Genomic DNA, 20854 nt, shown 5'->3' on the forward strand with positions numbered 1-20854 from the left:
TGCGTACGATGCAAGGGTGACTTCTCCCCGGCCGCGACGGTCGCACTTCGTCGATCTCGCCCCGCTCCGGGAGTCGCCCGCGTTCGCCCGGCTCTGGATCGGCGGCACGATCGCGGGCATCGGCGCGCAGCTCACGGTGCTCGCCGTCGGGCTGCAGCTCTACGAGCTCACCCGCTCGACGCTCGCCGTGGGCCTCGTCGGCGGCATCGCCCTGCTGCCGATGCTCGTGGCGGGGCTCTGGGGCGGCGTCCTCGCCGACGCCCTCGACCGGCGGCGCCTGCTCATCGTGAGCGCGAGCACCACCTGGGCGGCGACCGCGGCGCTCGTCGCCGTCTCCGCCGTCAGCGCGGTCGAGCACGAGGCCGGCCGTCCGGTCGCGATCTGGCCGTTCTACGTGCTCACCACCGTGATCTCGGTCTGCGCGACCGTCACCGGCGCCACGCGGACCGCCGTGACCCCGAGGCTGCTCGCCCCGGCCCTCGTGTCCCGCGCCGCCGCGCTCAGCGGGATCGGGATCGGCGTGCAGCTCACGCTCGGCCCGGCGCTCGGCGGCGTGCTCGTCGCCTCGATCGGCTATCCGCTCACCTTCGGCGTGGACCTCGTGCTCTTCAGCGCGGGCTTCCTCGGCATCCTGACGCTTCCCGCCGTGCCGCCGAGCGCGGGCGAGGAAGGGCCCGCGCGGCGCACGGGCTTCGCCGCCCTCGCGGACGGGTTCCGATTCCTGCGCCTGGCGCCGAACATCCGCGCCGGCTTCCTGATCGACCTCGCCGCGATGACCTTCGGCCGGCCCTACGCGCTCTTCCCCGCGGTCGGCGCCGTCGCCATCGGCGGCGGAGCGGCGACCGCCGGCGCGCTCACCGCCGCTTTCGCGGTCGGCACCTTCCTCACGAGCCTGCTCAGCGGCCGGGTCATGCACGTCCGGCGCTACGGCGTCGCGATCGGCCGCTCGGTCATGGTCTACGGCGCGTGCATCGCCGGATTCGGCGCGGTGATCGCCATCGTGCTCGCCGGGCGCTCCCCGGCCGCGGACCCCGCGCTGAGCGTGCCGGCGCTGCTCGTCGCCGCGGTCCTGCTCGCGGGCGCGGGGGCGGCCGACGAGGTGAGCGCGATCTTCCGTAGCACGATGCTGATGACCGCGGTGCCCGACGAGCTCCAGGGCCGGATGCAGGGGGTGTTCCAGGTGGTCGTCACGGGCGGTCCGCGCCTCGGCGACCTCTGGGTCGGCATCCTCGCGACCGCGGTCGCGCTCTGGTTCCCGCCGCTGTTCGGCGGGCTGCTCGTCGTCGCGGCCGCCGTCGCGATCCTCCGCCTCCAGCGCGGCTTCCGCGAGTACGACGCCCGCGCCCCGACGCCGTGAGCGACGCGCTCGCCGACGTGCGATCGCCTCCCCCACACCGAGTTGCCCGACTTTCATGAAAGTCGGGCAACTCCGGGTTCGGTCGGCCTCGGCGCGCGGGGCGTTGACGAGGCCTCCGCCGCGCACGTAGTCTGGCGCGACCTGGATCAGCAGACAGGTCAACACTGAGCTGGCACCACTCCTCCACCGTCGAAGGGATGCCGCTCATGGCACGAGTCTGGATCAAGAACCCCGCCGCCGTCTTCACGGCCGCCGACCACGCGCCAGGCAGCGCGGACGGCGGTATCGTCGTCGAGGCCGGCCGCATCGTCGAGCTGCTCCGCGCGGGCGCCGTGCCCGCGACGCCGGTCGACGAGGTCTTCGACGCGGCGAACCACGTCGTGCTGCCCGGCCTCATCAACACCCACCACCACTTCTTCCAGACGCTCACCCGAGCCTGGGCGCCCGTGGCCGACGCGAAGCTCTTCCCCTGGCTGCAGGGCCTCTACCCGGTCTGGGCGCGGCTCACCCCGGAGAGCCTCGACCTCGCCGTGACCGTCGCGCTCGCCGAGCTCCTGCTCTCGGGCTGCACGACCGCGGCCGACCACCACTACGTCTTCCCCGAGGGGCTCGACGAGGCGATCGACCTCGAAGTGGAGGCCGTGCGGCGGCTCGGCATGCGGGCGACGCTCACCCGCGGCTCGATGACCCTGGGCGAGCGCGACGGCGGGCTGCCGCCGCAGAGCGTCGTGCAGGACGGCGACGTCATCCTGGCCGACTCGGAGCGGCTCATCGACCGCTACCACTCCACCGCGCCCGACGCCGACATCCACATCGCGCTCGCGCCGTGCTCGCCGTTCTCGGTGACACGGGAGATCATGTCGGACAGCGCCGAGCTCGCCGCCCGCCGCGGGGTGCGGCTGCACACGCACCTCGCCGAGACCCTCGACGAGGAGGAGTTCTGCCGGGAGCGCTTCGGCCTGCGCACCGTCGACTACCTCGAGAGCGTGGGCTGGCTGGGCCCGCAGAGCTGGCTCGGCCACGGCATCCACTTCGACGAGCGGGAGATCGCCCGTCTCGGGGCAGCGGGCACGGGCGTCGCGCACTGCCCGACCTCGAACATGCGGCTCGCCTCGGGCATCGCGCGCGCGATCGAGCTGGAGGATGCCGGCGTCCCCGTCGGCCTCGGCGTCGACGGCTCCGCCTCGAACGACTCCTCGAACCTCATCCAGGAGGTGCGCCAGGCGCTCTACCTGCAGCGCCTCCGCTACGGCGCCGACGTGCCGGTCGCCCGGGCCATCGGCTGGGCGACGCTCGGCTCGGCGCGGGCGCTCGGCCGCGACGGCGAGCTCGGGTCGATCGAGCTCGGCAAGCAGGCCGACCTCGCGCTGTTCACGCTCGACGGGCTGCGCTTCTCGGGCAGCCACGACCCGATCGCGGCGCTCGTGCTCTGCGGGGCCGACCGCGCCGATCGCGTCATGGTCGGCGGCGAGTGGCGGGTCGTCGACGGCCGCATCCCCGGGCTCGACCTCGACGAGCTGATCTCGGCGCACTCGAAAGCCGCCCGCCGCCTCGTGCTCGGCTGAACGCCGGACGGCGGGCCGCCTGGTGGCGGCCCGCCGTCGTGGGTGGGGCGTGGAACGCGCGGTTCGTCAGGCCTTCGCGTGCGCGACGGCGGCCAGCAGCCCGTTCACGAACCCGGCCGAGTCATCGGTCGACAGCACCGTCGCCGCCTCGACGGCCTCGGAGATCGCGACCGCGTCGGGCACCTCGTCGTTGTAGACGATCTCCCAGACGCCGATGCGCAGCAGCGCACGGTCGATGGCGGGCATGCGCTCGAGCGTCCAGCCGCGGGAGTGCGTCGTGATGAGCTCGTCGATCTCGGCGCGATGGTCGACGATGCCGTCGACGATCTCGCGGGCGTACAGCCACGACGCCTGGCGCTCCGGTTCGCCGGCGGCCTTCTCGGCCTCGACGACGAGCAGCTGCTCCACCGGCATCCCGCGCATCTCGGCGGCGTAGAGCAGGTCGAGCGCGCGCTTGCGAGCCTTGGTGCGAGCGCTCACTAGTCGTTCACGCGGCCGAGGTAGTCACCCGTGCGGGTGTCGACCTTGACCTTGGTGCCGGTCTCGAGGAAGAGCGGGACCTGGATCTCGTAGCCGGTCTCGACGGTGGCGGGCTTGGTGCCGCCGGTCGAGCGGTCGCCCTGCAGGCCCGGCTCCGTGTAGGTGATCTCGAGCACCACCGAGGCGGGCAGGTCGACGTACAGCGGGTTGCCGTTGTTCAGGGCGATGGTGACGGCCTGGTTCTCGAGCATGAAGTTGGCGGCGTCGCCGACGGTCGCCGCGGGGACCGTGATCTGGTCGTAGTCGACGGCGTCCATGAAGACGAAGCCGTCGCCGTCGTTGTAGAGGTACGTGAAGTCGCGGCGGTCGACGTTCTCGATGTCGACCTTCGCGCCCGCGTTGTACGTGCGGTCGACGGTCTTGCCCGTCACGACGTTCTTCAGCTTGGTGCGGACGAACGCGCCGCCCTTGCCGGGCTTGACGTGCTGGAACTCGATCACGCTCCAGAGCTGGCCGTCGATGCTGAGGACGACGCCGTTCTTGATGTCTGCGGTCGATGCCATGCGCGTGGATTCCGTTCCGTTTCGGTGAAGTCGTTCGGCCGCAGGCGGTGGCGCACGCGAGCCGACGAACGATTCTAGACGATGCGCAGCAGCTGCTGCACGGCGAGGCGATAGGAGTCGCTGCCGAAGCCGGCGATGACGCCCGTCGCGACCGCCGAGATGACGCTCGTGTGGCGGAACCGCTCCCGCGCGTGCGGGTTCGAGAGGTGCACCTCGATGAGCGGCACGCCGGCCTGCTTCAGCAGCGCCGCAGCGTCGCGCAGCCCGTAGCTGTAGTGCGTGAAGGCCGCCGGGTTCAGCACCACGGGAGCGCCCCGGTCGACGGCCTCGTGGATCCAGCGGATGAGCTCGCCCTCGTCGTCGGTCTGCCGGAGCTCGAGCTCGACACCCTCGGGCAGCTCGCCGCGCAGCGACGCCTTGATGTCGGCGAGCGTCTCGCTGCCGTACACCTCGGGTTCGCGGGTGCCGAGCCGGCCGAGGTTTGGCCCGTTCAGCACGAGGATCGTCGTCATGCGCTCAGCCTAGCCGCGGCCGGGACGACCCGGCGGGCCGCTCTGCCGCGGCCGCCTCCCGTGCCCCGCGCCGATCGGCTCACGAGCCGATCTCCTGGTACGCCGCGAAGAGCATCGACTGGTCGGGGGCCTGCATCACGGTGGGCTTCGCGAGGTCGTCGAGCACGATGAAGCGCAGCTGGCCGCCGCGCGACTTCTTGTCGCGCTGCATGGTGGCGAGCAGCGTGTTCCAGCGGCCGGCCGGGTAGCTCGTCGGGAGGCTCAGCAGTTCGAGCACGCGCCGGTGCCGGTCGGCGACCTCGTCGGAGAGCCGGCCGGAGAGCCGGCCGAGCTCGGCGGCGAACATCATGCCGACCGCGACGGCCGCGCCGTGCCGCCACTGGTAGCGCTCGGCGTGCTCGACCGCGTGGCCGAGGGTGTGCCCGTAGTTGAGGATCTCGCGGAGGCCCGCCTCCTTGAAGTCCTCGGTCACGACGTCCGCCTTCATCCGGATCGCGAGCTCGACGACCCGGCGGAACTCGGGCGTCGCCGGGTCGGTGGCGCGCTCGGGGTCGGCCTCGATGGTGTCGAGGATCTCCGGGTAGCGGATGAACCCGGCCTTCACGATCTCGGCGAAGCCGGCGAGGATCTCGTTCTTCGGCAAGGTGTCGAGCAGGTCGAGGTCGCAGATGACCTCGGCAGGCGCGTGGAACACGCCGACGAGGTTCTTGCCCTCGTTCGTGTTGATCCCGGTCTTGCCGCCGACGGCGGCGTCGACCATGCCGAGCACGGTCGTCGGCACCTGCACCACGCGCACGCCGCGCAGCCAGGTCGCCGCGACGAAGCCGGCCAGGTCGGTGACGGCTCCCCCGCCCATGCCCACGACGGCATCGCTGCGGGTGAAGTCGGCCTGGCCGAGGATCTGCCAGCAGAACGCGGCGACCTCGACCCGCTTGCCGGCCTCGGCGTCGGGGATCTCCGCGAGGATGACCTCGAATCGGTCGGTGAGCGACTCGCGCAGCTCGGCGGCGCGGGCGCCGAGGGTCGCCGGATGCACCAGGAGGACCTTGCGCACCGCCGGCCCGAGCGCGTCGCCGAGCCGCGCGAGCACGCCGCGCCCCACGACCACGTCGTAGCCCTCGTCGCCGCCGACCCGGATCACGGTCGGCTCGGCCTGCGGCTCGGCTGCGGTCATGCTGTTCCTCCGAAGCGCTCGGTGATGTCGGCGACGATCCGCGCGACCGAGCGGCGCGAGGTGTCGATGGCGAGGTCGGCGAGCGAGGCGTAGACGGGCGCCCGCTCGTCGCGGATTCTGGTCCAGGCTTCGATGCCGCCCTGCGCGATCAGCGGGCGCGCGCTGCCGGCCAGTCGTGGCGCGACGGCCGCGGCACTCACCTGCAGCCACACCACGGGCAGCTCCGCGAGATCGACGCGGGTCGCCGGGTGCAGCACGGCTCCCCCGCCGAGCGAGACCACGGCCTCCTCGGCGAGGGCCTCGGCGACGATCTCGCGCTCGACGATGCGGAAGTACTCCTCGCCCTCGCGGGCGAAGATCTGCTCGATCGGCCCGTAACGCTCGACGATGCGGGCGTCGGTGTCGACGAAGGGGGCACCGGTCTCGGCGGCGAGCTTCTGCCCCACCCGGGACTTGCCCGCTCCCATCGGCCCGATGAGCACGAGGGGCAGCGCGAGCGCACCGGGTGCGGCCGCACCCGCCGCGGTCATCCCGCCGCGCCGGTTGCGAGCCCGGCGTCGCCGTCCGCCCCCGCGCTCGCGAGCGCCTCGGGGATCGCGGCGAGGTACGCCTCGAGGTTGCGGCGGGTCTCGGCGAGCGAGTCGCCACCGAACTTCTCGAGCACGGAGTTGGCGAGGACGAGCGCGACCATCGCCTCGGCGACGACCCCCGCCGCCGGCACGGCGCAGACGTCCGAGCGCTGGTGGTGCGCGGGGGCCGGCTCGCCCGTCGCGACGTCGACCGTCGGCAGGGCGTGCGGGACGGTGGCGATGGGCTTCATGCCGGCGCGGACCCGCAGCACGGTGCCGGTGGACATGCCGCCCTCGGTGCCGCCGGCGCGGTCGCTCGCGCGCACGATGCGGCCGCGGTCGAGGTGCAGCTCGTCGTGCGCCTGGGAGCCGCGGCGGCGGGTGGTCTCGAACCCGTCGCCGACCTCGACCCCCTTGATCGCCTGGATGCCCATGAGCGCGGCGGCGAGCTGCCCGTCGAGCCGGCGGTCCCAGTGCACGTGCGAGCCGAGGCCCGGGGGCACGCCGTAGGCGAGCACCTCGACGACGCCGCCGAGCGTGTCGCCGGACTTGTGGGCGTCGTCGACCTCGGCCACCATGCGGGCCGAGGTCTCGGCGTCGAAGCAGCGCAGCGGGTCGGCGTCGACCGCCGCGAGATCGGCGGGCAGCGGCAGGGCGGCGCCCTCCGGCACGCGGACCGGCCCGATCGAGAGGGTGTGCGCGATGGTGCGGATGCCGAGCTCCGCGAGGAACGACTTCGCCACGGCGCCGAGCGCCACGCGCGCGGCGGTCTCGCGGGCGCTCGCGCGCTCGAGCACCGGGCGGGCTTCGTCGAAGCCGTACTTCTGCATGCCGACGAGGTCGGCGTGCCCCGGGCGCGGACGGGTCAGCGGCGCACCGCGGCCACGGCCGAGGCGGTCCTGCTCGATCGGCTCCGGGCTCATGACCTCCTGCCACTTCGGCCACTCGGTGTTGCCGACGCGCAGGGCGATCGGGCTGCCGAGGCTCAGGCCGTGGCGCACCCCGCCCGAGATGGCGAGCTCGTCCTGCTCGAACTTCATGCGCGCGCCGCGGCCGTAGCCGAGCTTGCGCCGGGCGAGGTCCTCGCGGACCTGATCGAGCGAGACGGGGATGCCGGCGGGGAGGCCCTCGAGGATCGCGACGAGTTCGGGGCCGTGCGACTCACCGGCAGTGAGCCAACGAAGCATGCGTCTATCCTTCCACAGCGGAGGAGACGCCCTCTCCGCATGACGTCCTCGGCGGGGGCGCCGTCGGACGGCATCGTGGCGGATGCCTCAGGCGATCGCCGCTCGCATCGCCTGGAGCACCACGGCCTCGTCGGGCAGCGCCTGCTCCGGGTCGCCGTTCGCGAAGACGCGCACCTGCAGCAGCGCCTGGTGCAGGAGCATGCCGAGGCCGTGCACGACGGTGCCGCCGGCGTCGAGCCACGCCGCCGCGAGCGGACTCGGCCACGGGTCGTAGGCGACCTCCAGCAGCACGGCGCCACCGGTGAGCGCGGCACTCGGCCGCACCCCGAGCTCCGTGCCGCCGGGCACCGTCGCCACGACGAGATCGAGGCCGTCGGCGCCCGACAGCTCGTCGAGGCGGCGCACGAGCACCCGGAGCCCGAGCGACGCCGCGAGCGGTTCGAGCGCCGCCGCACGAGCCGGCGTGCGCACGAAGACCTCGACCTCGCTCGCCCCGAGCTCCGCGATCGCGGCGATCGCCGACGCGGCCGTCGCTCCCCCGCCGACGATCCCGGCGCGCGCCGACGCGGTCACCCCGGCGTCCGCGAGCGCGCCGACGATGCCGCCGACATCGGTGTTGAACCCCAGCCGACGACCGCCGTCGAAGCGCAGCGTGTTCGCGGCGCCCGTGAGCCGGGCGCGGCGGTCGAGCTCGTCGACGAGCGGGAGCACCTCCTGCTTCAACGGCATCGTGAGCGAGAGCCCGCGCCACGAGGCATCCCTCGACCGCACGAAGTCGGCCAGCCCGGCCGAGGCGAGCTCGACGGCCTCGTACTGCCAGTCGAGGCCGAGCGCTGCGTACGCGGCGCGGTGCAACGCCGGTGACTTCGAGTGCGCGATCGGCGAACCGAGCACGGCGAGCCGATGCGGGGCGGGAGTCCGGACGCCGTCGCTCATTGGTACTCCGGGTGCTCGTCCATCCAGGCCAGCCACTTCGCGACGGCCGCGTCGTGCTCCTCGACGGTGGTCGAGAAGATCGTCTCGCCCGTGTCGAGGTTCCACGTCACGAAGAAGAGCCAGGTGCCGTCGGCGGGGTGCAGCGCGGCGTCGATCGCGAGATCGCCCGGATTGGAGATCGGGCCGATCGGCAGACCGGGGTGCACGTAGGTGTTGTACGGGTTGCTCGCGTCGGCGCGCTCGGCGTCGGTCGTGGCGACCCGGTGGGTGTTGCCGGTGCCGTACGCGACCGTCGCGTCCGACTGCAACAGCCCCGACTCCCACTGCGCCGGGTCGAGCCGGTTCTGGAAGACCCGCGAGACCTTGTAGTAGTCGTCGCGGAGCCCGGCCTCGCGCTGGATCAGCGAGGCGAGCACGATGGTGCGCCAGCGATCAGCCGGGGCGACGCCGGCCTCGTCGAGCGCCTGGAACTGCCGGTCGACGAGGGTCTGGAGCACGCCGCGGGCGTCGAGACCCGGGTCGAGCGTGTACGTCGCCGGGAACAGGAATCCCTCGAGCGACTTCGCCTCGGCCGGGAGACCGTAGCTCTGCGGCGACTCGGCCGCGGCCGCCTGGAGCTCCTCCAGCGGCACGCCCGTTCCCTCCGCGATGTTCGTCAGCGCGTCGACGGTCGCGGTGCCCTCCGGGATGACGAAGGTGTTCTCCAGCTTGTTCGCCGGGTCGAGCAGCGCGTCGAGCGCGGCCTGCGCGCTCATCTTCTCGGCGAGCCGGTACGCGCCCGGATAGAACGCCGGCTCCGGGTCCTGATCGACGAGCACGTCGTAGAACGCCTTCGAGGAGGCCACGACGCCCTCGTCGTAGAGGTTCTCGGCGATGGTGGAGCCGTCGTCGCCCTCGTGGATCATGAAGGTCACCTCGCCGGTGCCCGAGCCCTCGTAGTCCGCGGCGGGCGCGAAGCGCTCGATCACGGCGGAGATGGGCCCCTGCAGGAAGAAGAACGCGCCGACGCCGAGAGCGATGACGATGAGCAGGGCGATGAGGCAGCCCCACGCGCCGCGTCGCTTCGGTCGCTGCGGCGTGTCGTGGTCGTCGAAGCCGGCCGCCTCCCGCCGTTCGGCCCGGCTCGGCCGTGCCGGCGCGCTCGGCGCGGTGACGGGTTCCGCCTCGACGCGCGCCTGACGCTCCTCGAGCTCGCGCCGCTCCCGGCGGGTGAGCGGCACCTCCTCCTGCGCGGCGAACGGGTCGTTGCTGCGCGGCGCGACCCGGCCCGGCTCCGGCGCGGAGGCGGCGAAGGGGTCGTTCACCCACTCGTCGCTGCGCGGGGCGGCGTCGGGCGCGGCGGCCCGGCCGTCGCCGGCTCCGCTCGCCGCGGCCTCGTCTCCGGAGAGGATCGCCTCCCAGTCGAGACCGGGGCGCTCGCGCGACGCGCGCTGCTCAGGGGGGAGCTGAGTCACAGGGGTGGTGGCCCTTCGTCGGTGCCGAGGGACTGCCCCGGCGGCTTGCCCGACGCGCGTTCGGCGTCGATGGCGTGTTGCAGAATGATAACGGCTGCAGCTTGGTCGATGATGGACCGCTGCTGCTTGGCGCGTTTCCCGCTCGCCCGGAGCGCCTGCTGCGCGGTCACCGTCGACATCCGCTCGTCCACCAGCCGCACCGCCGCACCGCCGTTCGCGAGCCGGCGCGCGAATGCGACGGCGTCGTCGGTCGAGGGCGTCGCGTTGCCCGAGAGCGAGAGCGGATGCCCGACGACGAGCTCGAACGCGCCGTGCTCCTCCGCCAGCTCGAGGATGCGGCGCACGTCGGCGTCCGAGCCTGCTGCGGCGCGCGGCACGGTCTCGACCGGGACGGCGAGCATCGCCGAGGGGTCGCAGCGCGCGACGCCGATGCGGGCCCGGCCCACATCGACGCCGAGGCGGACGCCGTCGCGCACGCTAGCGGCCGAGCTCGTCGCGGACCGCGTCGAGGGCCGCGGGGATCGCGGCCACGTCGGTGCCGCCGCCCTGAGCCAGGTCGGGCTTGCCGCCGCCGCCCCCGCCAAGCACCCCGGCCATGCGCTTCGCGAGCGCACCCGCGTTCGCGCCGGCCGCACGGGCCGCCGGCGAGGTCGCGGCGATCGCGAGCGGCTTGCCGCCGACCTCGGCCGTCAGCGCGACCACCGAGGCGACGTCGCCGAGCTGCGAGCGCACCGAGAGGGCGAGCGAGCGCAGTTCGTCGCCGGAGCCGAGGCTGCCGACGTGCTCCGCGACGAGCAGGACCTCACCGGTCCGCACCGCCGTCGCGGCCAGCGCAGGCACCCGGTCGTTGAGCGCCTTGGCCTCGTAGGCCTGGATCTTCTTCTCGGCCGCCTTCAGGTTCGCCACGAGTTCGCCGACGCGGTCGACGAGCTGCTCGGGACGGGTCTTCAGCGAACTCGTGAGCTCACTGACGAGCGCGCGCTCGGTCGCGAACTGGCGGAACGCCTCGATGCCGACGAGCGACTCCACCCGACGGTTCGTCGCGCCGACCGAGGACTCGCCGATCAGATTGATCATGCCGACCTCCGCGCTCGTGCGCACGTGCGTGCCGGCGCACAGCTCGCGCGACCAAGGGCCGCCGATGTCGACGACGCGCACGACGTCGCCGTACTTCTCGCCGAACAGCGCCATGGCGCCGAGCGCCTTCGCCTCCTCGAGCGGCAGCTCGCGGGTGACGACCTCGAGGTTGTCGCGGATCGCGGCGTTCGAGATCTCCTCGATCTCGGAGCGGGTCTCGCTCGAGAGGGCCGCGTTCCAGCTGAAGTCGAGACGCAGGTAGCCGGCCTTGTTGAAGGAGCCGGACTGGTGCGCGTTCGGCCCGAGCACCTGCCGGAGTGCGGCGTGCACGAGGTGGGTGCCGGAGTGCGCCTGCGTGGCGCCGCGCCGGTAGTCCTCGTCGACGAGGCTCGTCGCCGCCTCGCCGACGCCGACCTCGCCGCGGACGACCCGCACGGTGTGGCTGATCAGGCCCTTGACCGGGCGCTGCACGTCGAGCACCTCCAGCTCGAAGCCGTCGCCCACGATGCGGCCCCGGTCGGGCGCCTGCCCGCCGGACTCCGCGTAGAGCGCGGTCTCGGCGAGGATGACCTCGGCGGTCTGCCCCGCCGTGGCGCGCTGCACCGGACGGCCGTCGACGAGGAGGCCGAGCACGCTCGACTCCGTCTGCAGCTCGGTGTATCCGGTGAAGATCGTCTCGCCCTTGGCGCGGTAGTCGGCGTAGACCGAGAGGTCCGCGAGAACGCGCTTCTTCGACTTGGCGTCGGCCTTCGCCCGGTCGCGCTGGTCCGTCATGAGGCGGTCGAACTCGCCGCGGTCGACGCGGAGCCCTGCCTCCTCCGCCATCTCGAGCGTGAGCTCGATCGGGAAGCCGTAGGTGTCGTGGAGCAGGAACGCGGTGTCGCCGGCGAGCTCTCCCGAGCCCTGCGCCTTCGTCTTCGAGACCGCTACGTCGAGGATCGTCGTGCCCGAGGCCAGCGTACGGAGGAAGGTGTCCTCCTCGCCGAGCGCGAGCTGCTCGAGGTGCGAGTAGTCGGTCGCCACCTCGGGGTAGGCCGACTTCATCGCGTCGCGCGAGGCGGCGAAGAGCTCGTGGAAGCTCGGGCCCTCGACGCCGAGCAGGCGCATCGCGCGGATCGAGCGGCGGAGGAGCCGGCGCAGGATGTAGCCGCGCCCCTCGTTCGACGGGGTGACCCCGTCGCTCATCAGCATGAGCGAGGAGCGCACGTGGTCGGCGATGATGCGCATGCGCACGTCGTCCTCGTGCGCGGCGCCGTAGCGGCGGCCGGAGAGCTCCGAGGCGCGATCGAGCACCGGGCGCACCTGGTCGATCTCGTACATGTTCTCGACGCCCTGCTTGATGAACGCGACGCGCTCGAGGCCCATGCCGGTGTCGATGTTCTTCTTCGGCAGCGGGCCGGCGACGTCGAAGTCGACCTTGGAGCGCACCTCGCTCAGCAGCTCCTGCATGAACACGAGGTTCCAGATCTCCGTGAAGCGGTTGTCGTCGACCGCCGGGCCGCCGTCGCGGCCGTACTTCGGGCCGCGGTCGAAGTAGATCTCCGAGCAGGGGCCGCCGGGGCCGGGCTGGCCGGTGTGCCAGTAGTTGTCCTCCTTGCCGAGGCGCTGGATGCGCTCGGCGGGCAGGCCTGCGATCTTCTGCCAGAGCGCCGCCGCCTCGTCGTCGGTCTCGTAGACCGTCACCCAGAGGTCGCGCTCGTCGAAGCCGAGGCCGCCGTCGGCCTCGGAGCGGGTGAGGAGGTCCCACGCGTAGGTGATCGCCCCCTCCTTGAAGTAGTCACCGAACGACCAGTTGCCGAGCATCTGGAAGAAGGTGCCGTGGCGGGCGGTCTTGCCGACCTCCTCGATGTCGTTCGTGCGGATGCACTTCTGCACGTCGACGGCGCGGGGGTACGGGGCCGGGACGACGCCGGTCAGATAGGGCACGAAGGGCACCATGCCCGCGACCGTGAAGAGCAGGGTGGGGTCGTCGGAGACGAGCGAGGCCGAGGGGACGACGGTGTGCCCGCGCTCGGCGAAGAAGTCGATGTAGCGACGGCTGATCTCGGCAGTCTGCATGGTTCCGTTCCGGGTCGAGACACCCCGCGGTCGGCGGGGTGGAAACTGTGCGCGCGGTGGCGCGGAGGGTCAGCGCTCGTCGGTGCCGGCGGCGCGCAGCTCGGCGTCGCGCTCGTGGTAGCCCTCGGCGATGGCCTGGCCGAACGCCCTGGCCTTGGCGTCGACCGACTCGAAGAACTTGCGGCCCTCGGCCGTCTGGTTCACCTGGTGGGCCACGACGAATCCCGCCGCGATGCCCGCGACGAACCACAGCACGCTCTTCACCGATTGCTCCTCTGGTCGAACTCTGTTCGAGGGACCGCGGCCCCTGACGCTTCCGTCCAGTCTAGGCGAGCCGAGGGCCCGCCCGCCGGGACGACGGAGGGGCCGCGGGCGAACCCGCGACCCCTCCGGCCTGCACGCGACGCTGGGTCAGCGCGCGGCGTAGTACTCGACGACGAGCTGCACGTCACAGGTGACGGGGACCTCGGCGCGCTTCGGGCGGCGAACGAGGGTCGCCTCCAGCTTGTCGATCTGGACCTCGAGGTAGCCCGGGGTCTTGGGGAGCACGTCCACGTGACCGCCGGCGGCGGCGACCTGGAACGGCTCGGTGCCCTCGGAGCGCTGCTTGACACCGATGTGCTGACCCGGCTTCACGCGGAACGAGGGGCGGTCGACGATCTTGCCGTCGACGAGGATGTGGCGGTGCACCACGAACTGGCGGGCCTGCGCGATGGTGCGGGCGAAGCCGGCACGCAGCACGAGGGCGTCGAGACGCATCTCGAGCAGCTCGACGAGGTTCTCACCGGTCTGGCCGTCGATGCGCTTCGCCTCGTTGTAGGCGATGCGGAGCTGCTTCTCGCGGATGCCGTACTGGGCGCGGAGGCGCTGCTTCTCGCGGAGACGGACGGCGTAGTCGCTGTCGGCCTTGCGCTTGGTGCGGCCGTGCTCACCCGGAGCGTAGGGGCGCTTCTCGAGGATGCGCGCGGCCTTCGGGGTCAGGGCGACGCCGAGTGCGCGCGAGAGGCGGGTCTTGCTACGTGCACGATTCGACACGAATGGTCCTTTCGGAGGTTCTGAAACGGGGTTCCGGCGCGCGACAGCGCGCTGGAAAGCTCTAGTCAGAGGGATTCGCCATGGGCCGACCGGCTACAGGTCGCGCCGCTTCGCCGTCGGAGATCGCGCAGCCGCACGCGAAAACCTGGCTTCAGGCCATCAGCAATCGTAGCACGGGGCTCAGTCCTCGCCGCGCACGATGCGGCGGAGCTTGGCGAGCCTCGCGGAGAGCTCGCGCTCGTGGCCGTGCTCCGTGGGCTCGTAGTACCGCGCGCCCCGCAAGGTGTCGGGCAGGTACTGCTGGGGCACGACGCCGATGTCGGCGTCGTGCGGGTAGCGGTAGCCCTTGCCGTGGCCCAGGCGCTTCGCCCCGGCGTAGTGCGCGTCGCGGAGGTGCTTCGGCACCCGGCCCGCCTTGCCCGCTCGGACATCGGCGATCGCCTGGTTGATGCCGAGGTAGGAGGCGTTCGACTTGGGCGCGGTCGCGAGGTGCACGACGGCCTGGGCGAGCGGGATGCGGCCTTCCGGCATGCCGATGAGCGCGACCGCGTCGGCCGCGGCGACGGCGACGCCGAGGGCCGTCGGATCGGCCATGCCGATGTCCTCGGAGGCGAGCACGATGATTCGCCTGGCGATGAACCGCGGGTCCTCGCCCGCTTCGATCATGCGCGCCAGGTAGTGCAGCGCGGCATCGACGTCGCTCCCCCGCACCGACTTGATGAACGCGCTGATGACGTCGTAGTGCTCGTCGCCGTTGCGGTCGTAGCGCAGCAGCGCCCGGTCGACGGCGCGTGCGACCGTCTCGGCCGTGATCGTGGGCTTCGCCGGTGCGGGAGCCTCGGCAGCCGAATCGTCGGGGCTCGACGGCGCGTCGGATGCGGCTTCGTCGTCGTCGCCCGAGCCATCCGCCTCGTCGCCCGAGGCATCCGCCTCGTCGGGAGCCGACGCCTCGGCGTCGGTCGAGGCCTCCGCCTCGGCGTGCGCGGCGGCGAACTCGCCGATCGCGGAGTTCGCGGCGGCCTCGAGCGCTGTGAGCGCGCGACGGGCGTCTCCGGAGGCGAGCCGGACGATCGCCTCGCGCGCCTCCGGCTCGAGCACGAACGCGTCGGCGAGCCCGCGCGGGTCGGTCGCGGCGCGGTCGACGAGCGTGCCCAGGTCGTCATCGCTCAGGAGCTCGAGCGTGAGCAGCAGCGATCGGGACAGCAACGGCGAGATGACCGAGAAGGACGGGTTCTCGGTCGTCGCGGCGACGAGGATGACCCAGCCGTTCTCGACGCCGGGCAGCAGGGCGTCCTGCTGCGCCTTCGTGAAGCGATGGATCTCGTCGAGGAAGAGCACCGTCGAGAGCCCGTAGAGATCGCGGCTCGACTGCGCCTCTTCCATCACCTGCCGGACGTCGCGCACCCCGGCCGTGACCGCGGAGAGCTCGACGAAGCGCCGACCGGAACTGCGCGCGATCGCCTGCGCCAGCGTCGTCTTGCCCGTGCCCGGCGGCCCCCAGAGGATCACCGAGACGGAGCCGCTCGTGCCCGTCCGGTCGCTCGCGAGCGCCACCAGGGGCGAGCCCGGGCTCAGCAGGTGCCGCTGTCCGGCGACCTCGTCGAGGCTCGTCGGCCGCATGCGCACCGCCAGAGGAGTCGCGCCGGAGCGCAGCCCCGTACCGGTGTCCACCATGCTCTCCAGCGTAGCGACGCCCCCGACACGGCGTCCCGCGCCGACGCGGTGATTGGCACGGTGCGCGGGGCTTGCGTAGAGTCGGCTCGCAGGAGTCCCGAGAAGGAGCAGCGTGGCATCGAACGACCGTCAGGCGCGTGAAGAGCGCGCGAGGCTTCGCACCTACCAGGCACGGCAAGAGGTTCACACGCGCAAGCAGCGCCGGCGCACCCGCGACAACGTGATCGCGGTGCTCGCGCTCGTGGTGGTCCTCGTGCTCGCGACCGCCGCGCAGCTGTTCTACTTCAGCGGCGGTCCCGGTGCCCCCGAAGCGGCACCGAGCGAGTCCCCCGCGGCCAGCGAGCCGGCCGGCGCGAACGAGGGCGACGTGCCGTCGGCGGAGCTGGCCGAGGGGCGCACCTGGACGGGAACGCTCACCCTCAACGGCATCCCGCTCGGCGTGGAGCTCGACGGGGCGGCCGCGCCGCAGGCCGTGTCCTCCGAGATCAGCCTCGCGCAGTCGGGCTTCTACGACGGCGTCGGCTGTCACCGGCTCACCACCTCGGGACTGTTCGTCCTGCAGTGCGGCGACCCGAACGGCGACGGTACCGGCGGCCCCGGCTACAGCTACGGCCCGGTCGAGAACGCCCCGGCCGACAACGTGTACCCAGCGGGGACGATCGCCATGGCGCGCCAGTCGGGCAACGGCTACAGCCAGGGCAGCCAGTTCTTCCTGGTCTACGAGGACACGACGCTGCCGACCGACGCCGCGGGCGGCTACACCGTGCTCGGCACCGTGACGAGCGGGCTCGACGAGCTGCGCGCCGCGGTGATCGACGCGGGGACCGCCGCCGGCGGCGGGGACGGCGCTCCCGCCGTGCCCGTCACGATCGACTCCTTCACGCTGCAGTGAGCCGGTGGCGCGCTCCGGAGCGCGCCAGCGCGACCGGCACCGCGCGCCGGAGGTGCAATAGGCTTGATGTCGCACCGCCGCCGTCAGGCGGCATCTACCGACCTACGACAGGGTGAGGCCGTGACCGAATCAGATCAGCAACCGTGGGGCCGCGTCGACGAGACGGGCACGGTCTTCGTTCGGACCGCCGACGGCGAACGGGCCGTGGGCGAGTACCCCGACGGCACCGCTGAGGAGGCCCTCGCCTACTTCGAGCGCAAGTACGCCGACCTCGCCGGCGCGGTCGGGCTGCTCGAGCAGCGCGTCCGCCGCGGCGCCCCCGCGGCCGACGTGGCCAAGGCGGTCGCCGCCCTGCAGGAATCCGTGGCCGACGCCCGCGCCGTGGGCGACCTCGACGCGCTCCGCACCCGGCTCGACGCTCTCTCCGGCACCACGCAGGAGCTGAACGAGCAGCAGCAGGCCGAGGCCAAGGCGCAGCTCGCGGAGGCCATCGCCGAGCGCACCGCCATCGCCGAGGCCGCCGAGGCGCTCGCCGCCCAGGACCCGGCGAAGACGCAGTGGAAGCAGACCTCCGCCGAACTGGACGCCCTGTTCGCCCGGTGGCAGCAGCACCAGCAGAACGGTCCGCGGCTGCCCAAGAACGAGGCGAACGAGCTCTGGAAGCGCTTCCGCACGGCCCGCTCGACGATCGAGTCGCACCGCAAGGCGTTCTTCGCGCAGCTCGACAGCGCCCACCGCGAGGTGCGGGCGCGCAAGCAGCAACTCATCGAGCGCGCCGAGGCCCTGGCCCCGCGCGGCGCCGACGCCGTCGGCGACTACCGCGCGCTCCTCGACGACTGGAAGGCGGCGGGCCGCGCCGGCAAGAAGGTCGACGACGCGCTCTGGGCGAAGTTCAAGGCGGCGGGCGACGTGCTCTTCCACGCGAAGGCCGAGATCGATGCGCGCGACGACGCCGAGTACCGTGAGAACCTCGAGCAGAAGCTCGCGCTCATCACCGAGGCCGAGCAGCTCCTGAGCGAGAAGGACCCGAAGCGCGCCCGGCCGGCGCTCAACGCGATCCAGCTGCGCTGGGACGAGATCGGGCGGGTCCCCCGCGACCAGGTCCGGGTGATCGAGGACCGCCTGCGCAAGGTCGAGACGCACGTGCGTCAACTCGAGGACGAGCGCTGGCAGCGCGAGGACCCCGAGAAGAAGGCCCGTTCGGAAGGCATGCTCGGCCAGCTGCAGGAGGCCATCGCGAAGCTCGAGGCCGAGCTGCAGGCCGCGGAGGCCGCCGGCGACGCGAAGGCCATCGCCGCCGCACGCGAGGCGCTCGAGGCGCGTCAGGCCTGGCTCAAGGCCGTCGGCGGCTGAGCCCCGGTCCACCGACCGTCACCGGCCGGGGCGTTCTCCACAGAACGCCCCGGCCGTCGTCGTTCCGGCCCGCCCGCGGGGCAGAATCGGCCCATGCCCCGGCTCTCCGACGTCCTCGACACCACGGACTTCTCGCTGGCGGAGCTCTGCGCCGCACGGATCGACGGCGAACTCGTTCCGGTGCTCGATCACTGGGTGGCGGTCGATGCTCCCGACGTCCCCGCCGTACGGGCGCGGGCCCTCGGCGGCGGGCCTGACGGGCCCGCGATCGCGGGGTGGTCGGCGGCGTGGGTGCACGGCGCGACGCCGATCCCCCCGGCGATCGCGGAGTTCTGCGTCCCGCACGGCGCGCGCGTCGCCCGTTCCCGGGATCCCCGCCGCCTCGTCCGTGAGGTGACGATCGCCGCGGCAGACCTCACGATCGCCGGCGGATGCCGCTGCACCTCCCTCGAGCGCACGGCGTTCGACCTGCTCCGCGACCCCGAGCTCGACGTCGAACGGCTCGCGCCGGTCCTCGCCGAGCTCATCGGCAGGGATGCCGCGCTGCCCGCACGCCTCCGCGCGCGCTTCGCGCCCGAGCGCAGGGTGCCCCACCGCCGGCTCGCGCTCGTCAGGCTGAACGAGCTGGGCAGGCTGACGGGATTGCGGTCTTGACGCCCGGGTTCAGCCGTCGCTCACGCGGTAGACGTCGTACACCGCGTCGATGCGCCGCACCGCGTTGAGCACCCGATCGAGGTGCGTGGTGTCGCCCATCTCGAACACGAAGCGGCTGAGGGCGAGCCGGTCGGTCGAAGTCGTGACGTTGGCCGACAGGATGTTCACGTGGTGCTCGGAGAGCACGCGCGTCACGTCGGAGAGCAGCCCCGCACGGTCGAGCGCCTCGATCTGGATCTGCACGAGGAAGACGCTCTTCGAGCTCGGCGCCCATTCGACGTCGATCATGCGCTCGGGCTCGCGCAGCAGCGACTGCACGTTGTGGCAGCTCGCCTGGTGCACCGAGACTCCGGCTCCCCTCGTGACGAAGCCCACGATCTCGTCGCCCGGCACCGGCGTGCAGCAGCGGGCCAGCTTCACGAGGATGTCGGGTGCGCCGCGCACGAGCACGCCGGAGTCGCTGTTGCGCGGCAGCGGGCGGGACCGCACCGGGATCGCGAGCTCTGGCTCGTCGCCGCCCTCGACGTCGCGCACCAGGGCGACGACCTTCTCCAGCACGGACTGCGTCGAGACGTGCCCCTCGCCGACGGCGGCATAGAGCGCCGAGACGTTCTCGTAGCGCAGCTGGGCGGCGACCTCGGCGAAGGACTCCTGGCTCATCAGCTTCTGCAGCGGCAGGTTCTGCTTGCGCATGGCGCGGGCGATGGCGTCGCGCCCCTGCTCGATCGCCTCGTCGCGCCGTTCCTTCGTGAACCACTGCCGGATCTTGTTCCGCGCCCGCGCGGACTTCACGAAGTTCAGCCAGTCCTGGCTCGGCCCGGAGTCGGGGTTCTTCGAGGTGAACACCTCGACGACGTCGCCGCTGGAGAGCTCGCTCTCGAGCGGGACCAAGCGGCCGTTGACCTTCGCGCCCATCGTGCGGTGGCCGACCTCGGTGTGCACGGCGTACGCGAAGTCGATCGGGGTGGCGCCGGCGGGCAGCCCGACGACGCGCCCCTTCGGGGTGAAGACGTAGACCTCCTTCGCACCAATCTCGAAGCGCAGCGAGTCGAGGAACTCCCCCGGGTCGGCGGTCTCGGCCTGCCAGTCGGAGATGTGCGCGAGCCACGCCATGTCGGTGCTGCTCTGCTTCTCGTCGACGCGGCCGCTCGTCATCCGCTCCTTGTACTTCCAGTGCGCCGCGACACCGTACTCCGCACGCTGGTGCATGTCGTGGGTGCGGATCTGGATCTCGACCGCGCGGCCCTTCGGCCCGATCACGGTCGTGTGCAGCGACTGGTAGAGGTTGAACTTCGGCGTCGCGATGTAGTCCTTGAAGCGGCCGGGCACCGGCGTCCACCTGGCGTGGATCGCGCCGAGCACCGCGTAGCAGTCGCGCACCGAGTTCACGAGCACCCGGATGCCGACGAGGTCGTAGATCTCGTCGAAGTCGCGCCCGCGCACGATCATCTTCTGGTAGATCGAGTAGTACTGCTTCGGACGGCCCATGACCTTCCCGCGGATCTTCGCGGCCTTCAGGTCGTCGTTCACGAGGTCGATGACGTTCTGGACGAACTCCTCACGCTGCGGGGTGCGCTGCTTCACGAGGCTCTCGATCTCGGCGTAGAGCTTCGGATACAGCACCGCGAAGGAGAGGTCCTCGAGCTCCCACTTGATGGTCTGGATGCCGAGGCGGTGCGCGAGCGGGGCGTAGATCTCGAGCGTCTCGGTCGCCTTGCGCGTGGCCGAGGCCGCCGGGACGAAGCCCCACGTGCGGGCGTTGTGCAGGCGGTCGGCGAGTTTGATGATGAGCACCCGGATGTCCTTGGACATCGCGACGATCATCTTGCGCACGGTCTCGGCCTGCGTCGAGTCGCCGTACTTGACCTTGTCGAGCTTCGTGACGCCGTCGACGAGCATCGCGATCTCGTCGCCGAAGTCGGCGCGCACCTGGTCGAGCGTGTACGCGGTGTCCTCGACGGTGTCGTGCAGCAGGGCCGCGGCGACCGTCTTCGAACCGATGCCGAGGTCGGCGAGGATCTGCGCGACCGCGAGCGGGTGCGTGATGTAGGGTTCGCCGCTCTTGCGCTTCTGGCCCTGGTGCGCCCGGTCGGCGACCTGGTAGGCGCGCTCGACGAGCGCGAGGTCGGCCTTCGGGTGGTGCATGCGCACCGTGCGGATGAGCGTCTCGACCGCGCCGGAGGGCTGAGCCTTGGAGAAGATCCTCGGCACGAGGCGGCGCAGCGACGCCGTGGAGTTCACTCCAGTCTCGGTCATCTCAGCACCTCCAGGGTTCCATTCCTACCACTGTCGGAGCCCCCTGGAGCCCGCACGG

Annotated in this window: 19 protein-coding genes; 5 read left to right on the forward strand and 14 right to left on the reverse strand. The window is 72.3% G+C overall.

What is annotated here, in order from left to right; translation table 11 throughout:
• The first annotated feature begins 16 nt into the window (after positions 1–16).
• Complete coding sequence (locus tag ACFWE1_RS00600) at positions 17–1357, forward strand: MFS transporter (RefSeq protein WP_376931642.1); 1341 nt, start codon at positions 17–19, stop codon at positions 1355–1357.
• A 206-nt stretch (positions 1358–1563) separates the two neighbouring features.
• On the forward strand, positions 1564–2922 hold the full coding sequence (locus ACFWE1_RS00605; RefSeq protein WP_376931643.1) for an 8-oxoguanine deaminase: 1359 nt from the start codon (positions 1564–1566) through the stop codon (positions 2920–2922).
• A 66-nt stretch (positions 2923–2988) separates the two neighbouring features.
• Here the strand turns inward: ACFWE1_RS00605 and nusB are convergent, their stop codons facing one another.
• From nusB to ACFWE1_RS00670, 13 genes are all read right to left on the reverse strand, one after another.
• Entirely contained in the window at positions 2989–3402 is a 414-nt protein-coding gene (nusB, locus tag ACFWE1_RS00610) for a transcription antitermination factor NusB (RefSeq protein WP_376931644.1), read from the reverse strand.
• Entirely contained in the window at positions 3402–3965 is a 564-nt protein-coding gene (gene efp / locus ACFWE1_RS00615) for an elongation factor P (protein WP_189084903.1), read from the reverse strand. Before efp ends, nusB begins: the two co-directional genes overlap by 1 nt.
• A gap of 74 nt (positions 3966–4039) precedes the next feature.
• On the reverse strand, positions 4040–4477 hold the full coding sequence (gene aroQ, locus ACFWE1_RS00620) for a type II 3-dehydroquinate dehydratase (protein ID WP_376931645.1): 438 nt from the start codon (positions 4475–4477) through the stop codon (positions 4040–4042).
• Between the two features lie 79 nt (positions 4478–4556).
• The gene (aroB, locus tag ACFWE1_RS00625) at positions 4557–5651 is read right to left on the reverse strand and encodes a 3-dehydroquinate synthase (protein ID WP_376931646.1); all 1095 of its coding nucleotides are present in this window, start codon (positions 5649–5651) and stop codon (positions 4557–4559) included.
• Positions 5648–6181: a shikimate kinase gene (locus tag ACFWE1_RS00630; RefSeq protein WP_376931647.1), complete on the reverse strand. Its 534-nt coding sequence runs from the start codon at positions 6179–6181 to the stop codon at positions 5648–5650. The genes aroB and ACFWE1_RS00630 overlap by 4 nt, the downstream gene beginning before the upstream one ends.
• Entirely contained in the window at positions 6178–7407 is a 1230-nt protein-coding gene (aroC, locus tag ACFWE1_RS00635; RefSeq protein ID WP_376931648.1) for a chorismate synthase, read from the reverse strand. Before aroC ends, ACFWE1_RS00630 begins: the two co-directional genes overlap by 4 nt.
• An 87-nt stretch (positions 7408–7494) precedes the next feature.
• Entirely contained in the window at positions 7495–8343 is an 849-nt protein-coding gene (locus ACFWE1_RS00640) for a shikimate dehydrogenase (protein WP_376931649.1), read from the reverse strand.
• Positions 8340–9797, reverse strand: coding sequence for an endolytic transglycosylase MltG (gene mltG / locus ACFWE1_RS00645; RefSeq protein ID WP_376931650.1), 1458 nt, complete (start codon positions 9795–9797; stop codon positions 8340–8342). The genes ACFWE1_RS00640 and mltG overlap by 4 nt, the downstream gene beginning before the upstream one ends.
• The gene (gene ruvX / locus ACFWE1_RS00650; RefSeq protein WP_376931651.1) at positions 9794–10273 is read right to left on the reverse strand and encodes a Holliday junction resolvase RuvX; all 480 of its coding nucleotides are present in this window, start codon (positions 10271–10273) and stop codon (positions 9794–9796) included. The genes mltG and ruvX overlap by 4 nt, the downstream gene beginning before the upstream one ends.
• 1 nt (position 10274) lies before the next feature.
• Positions 10275–12932: an alanine--tRNA ligase gene (gene alaS / locus ACFWE1_RS00655; protein WP_376931652.1), complete on the reverse strand. Its 2658-nt coding sequence runs from the start codon at positions 12930–12932 to the stop codon at positions 10275–10277.
• A 69-nt stretch (positions 12933–13001) separates the two neighbouring features.
• A complete protein-coding gene (locus ACFWE1_RS00660) occupies positions 13002–13196 on the reverse strand; it encodes a hypothetical protein (protein ID WP_189084896.1) in 195 nt (64 codons plus the stop codon).
• Positions 13197–13343: 147 nt separating this feature from the next.
• Positions 13344–13967, reverse strand: coding sequence for a 30S ribosomal protein S4 (gene rpsD, locus ACFWE1_RS00665; protein WP_189084895.1), 624 nt, complete (start codon positions 13965–13967; stop codon positions 13344–13346).
• Positions 13968–14147: 180 nt separating this feature from the next.
• Positions 14148–15641, reverse strand: a complete 1494-nt coding sequence (locus ACFWE1_RS00670; RefSeq protein ID WP_376931653.1) for a replication-associated recombination protein A — start codon at positions 15639–15641, stop codon at positions 14148–14150.
• A gap of 112 nt (positions 15642–15753) precedes the next feature.
• Between ACFWE1_RS00670 and ACFWE1_RS00675 the strand changes: the two genes are divergently transcribed.
• The 3 genes from ACFWE1_RS00675 (at position 15754) to ACFWE1_RS00685 (ending at position 18540) form a co-directional block, all read left to right on the forward strand.
• Positions 15754–16533, forward strand: a complete 780-nt coding sequence (locus tag ACFWE1_RS00675; RefSeq protein ID WP_376931654.1) for a peptidylprolyl isomerase — start codon at positions 15754–15756, stop codon at positions 16531–16533.
• A gap of 120 nt (positions 16534–16653) precedes the next feature.
• Complete coding sequence (locus ACFWE1_RS00680) at positions 16654–17886, forward strand: DUF349 domain-containing protein (protein ID WP_376931655.1); 1233 nt, start codon at positions 16654–16656, stop codon at positions 17884–17886.
• Between the two features lie 93 nt (positions 17887–17979).
• Complete coding sequence (locus ACFWE1_RS00685; RefSeq protein ID WP_376931656.1) at positions 17980–18540, forward strand: hypothetical protein; 561 nt, start codon at positions 17980–17982, stop codon at positions 18538–18540.
• 9 nt (positions 18541–18549) lie between these two features.
• On the opposite strand, the gene ACFWE1_RS00690 is transcribed toward ACFWE1_RS00685, so the two are convergent.
• Positions 18550–20796 (reverse strand): RelA/SpoT family protein, encoded by a 2247-nt coding sequence (locus ACFWE1_RS00690; RefSeq protein ID WP_376931657.1) that lies wholly within the window; start codon positions 20794–20796, stop codon positions 18550–18552.
• Positions 20797–20854 lie beyond the last annotated feature (58 nt).

The organism is Agromyces sp. NPDC060279, from assembly GCF_042726785.1.
Taxonomy (GTDB): domain Bacteria; phylum Actinomycetota; class Actinomycetes; order Actinomycetales; family Microbacteriaceae; genus Agromyces.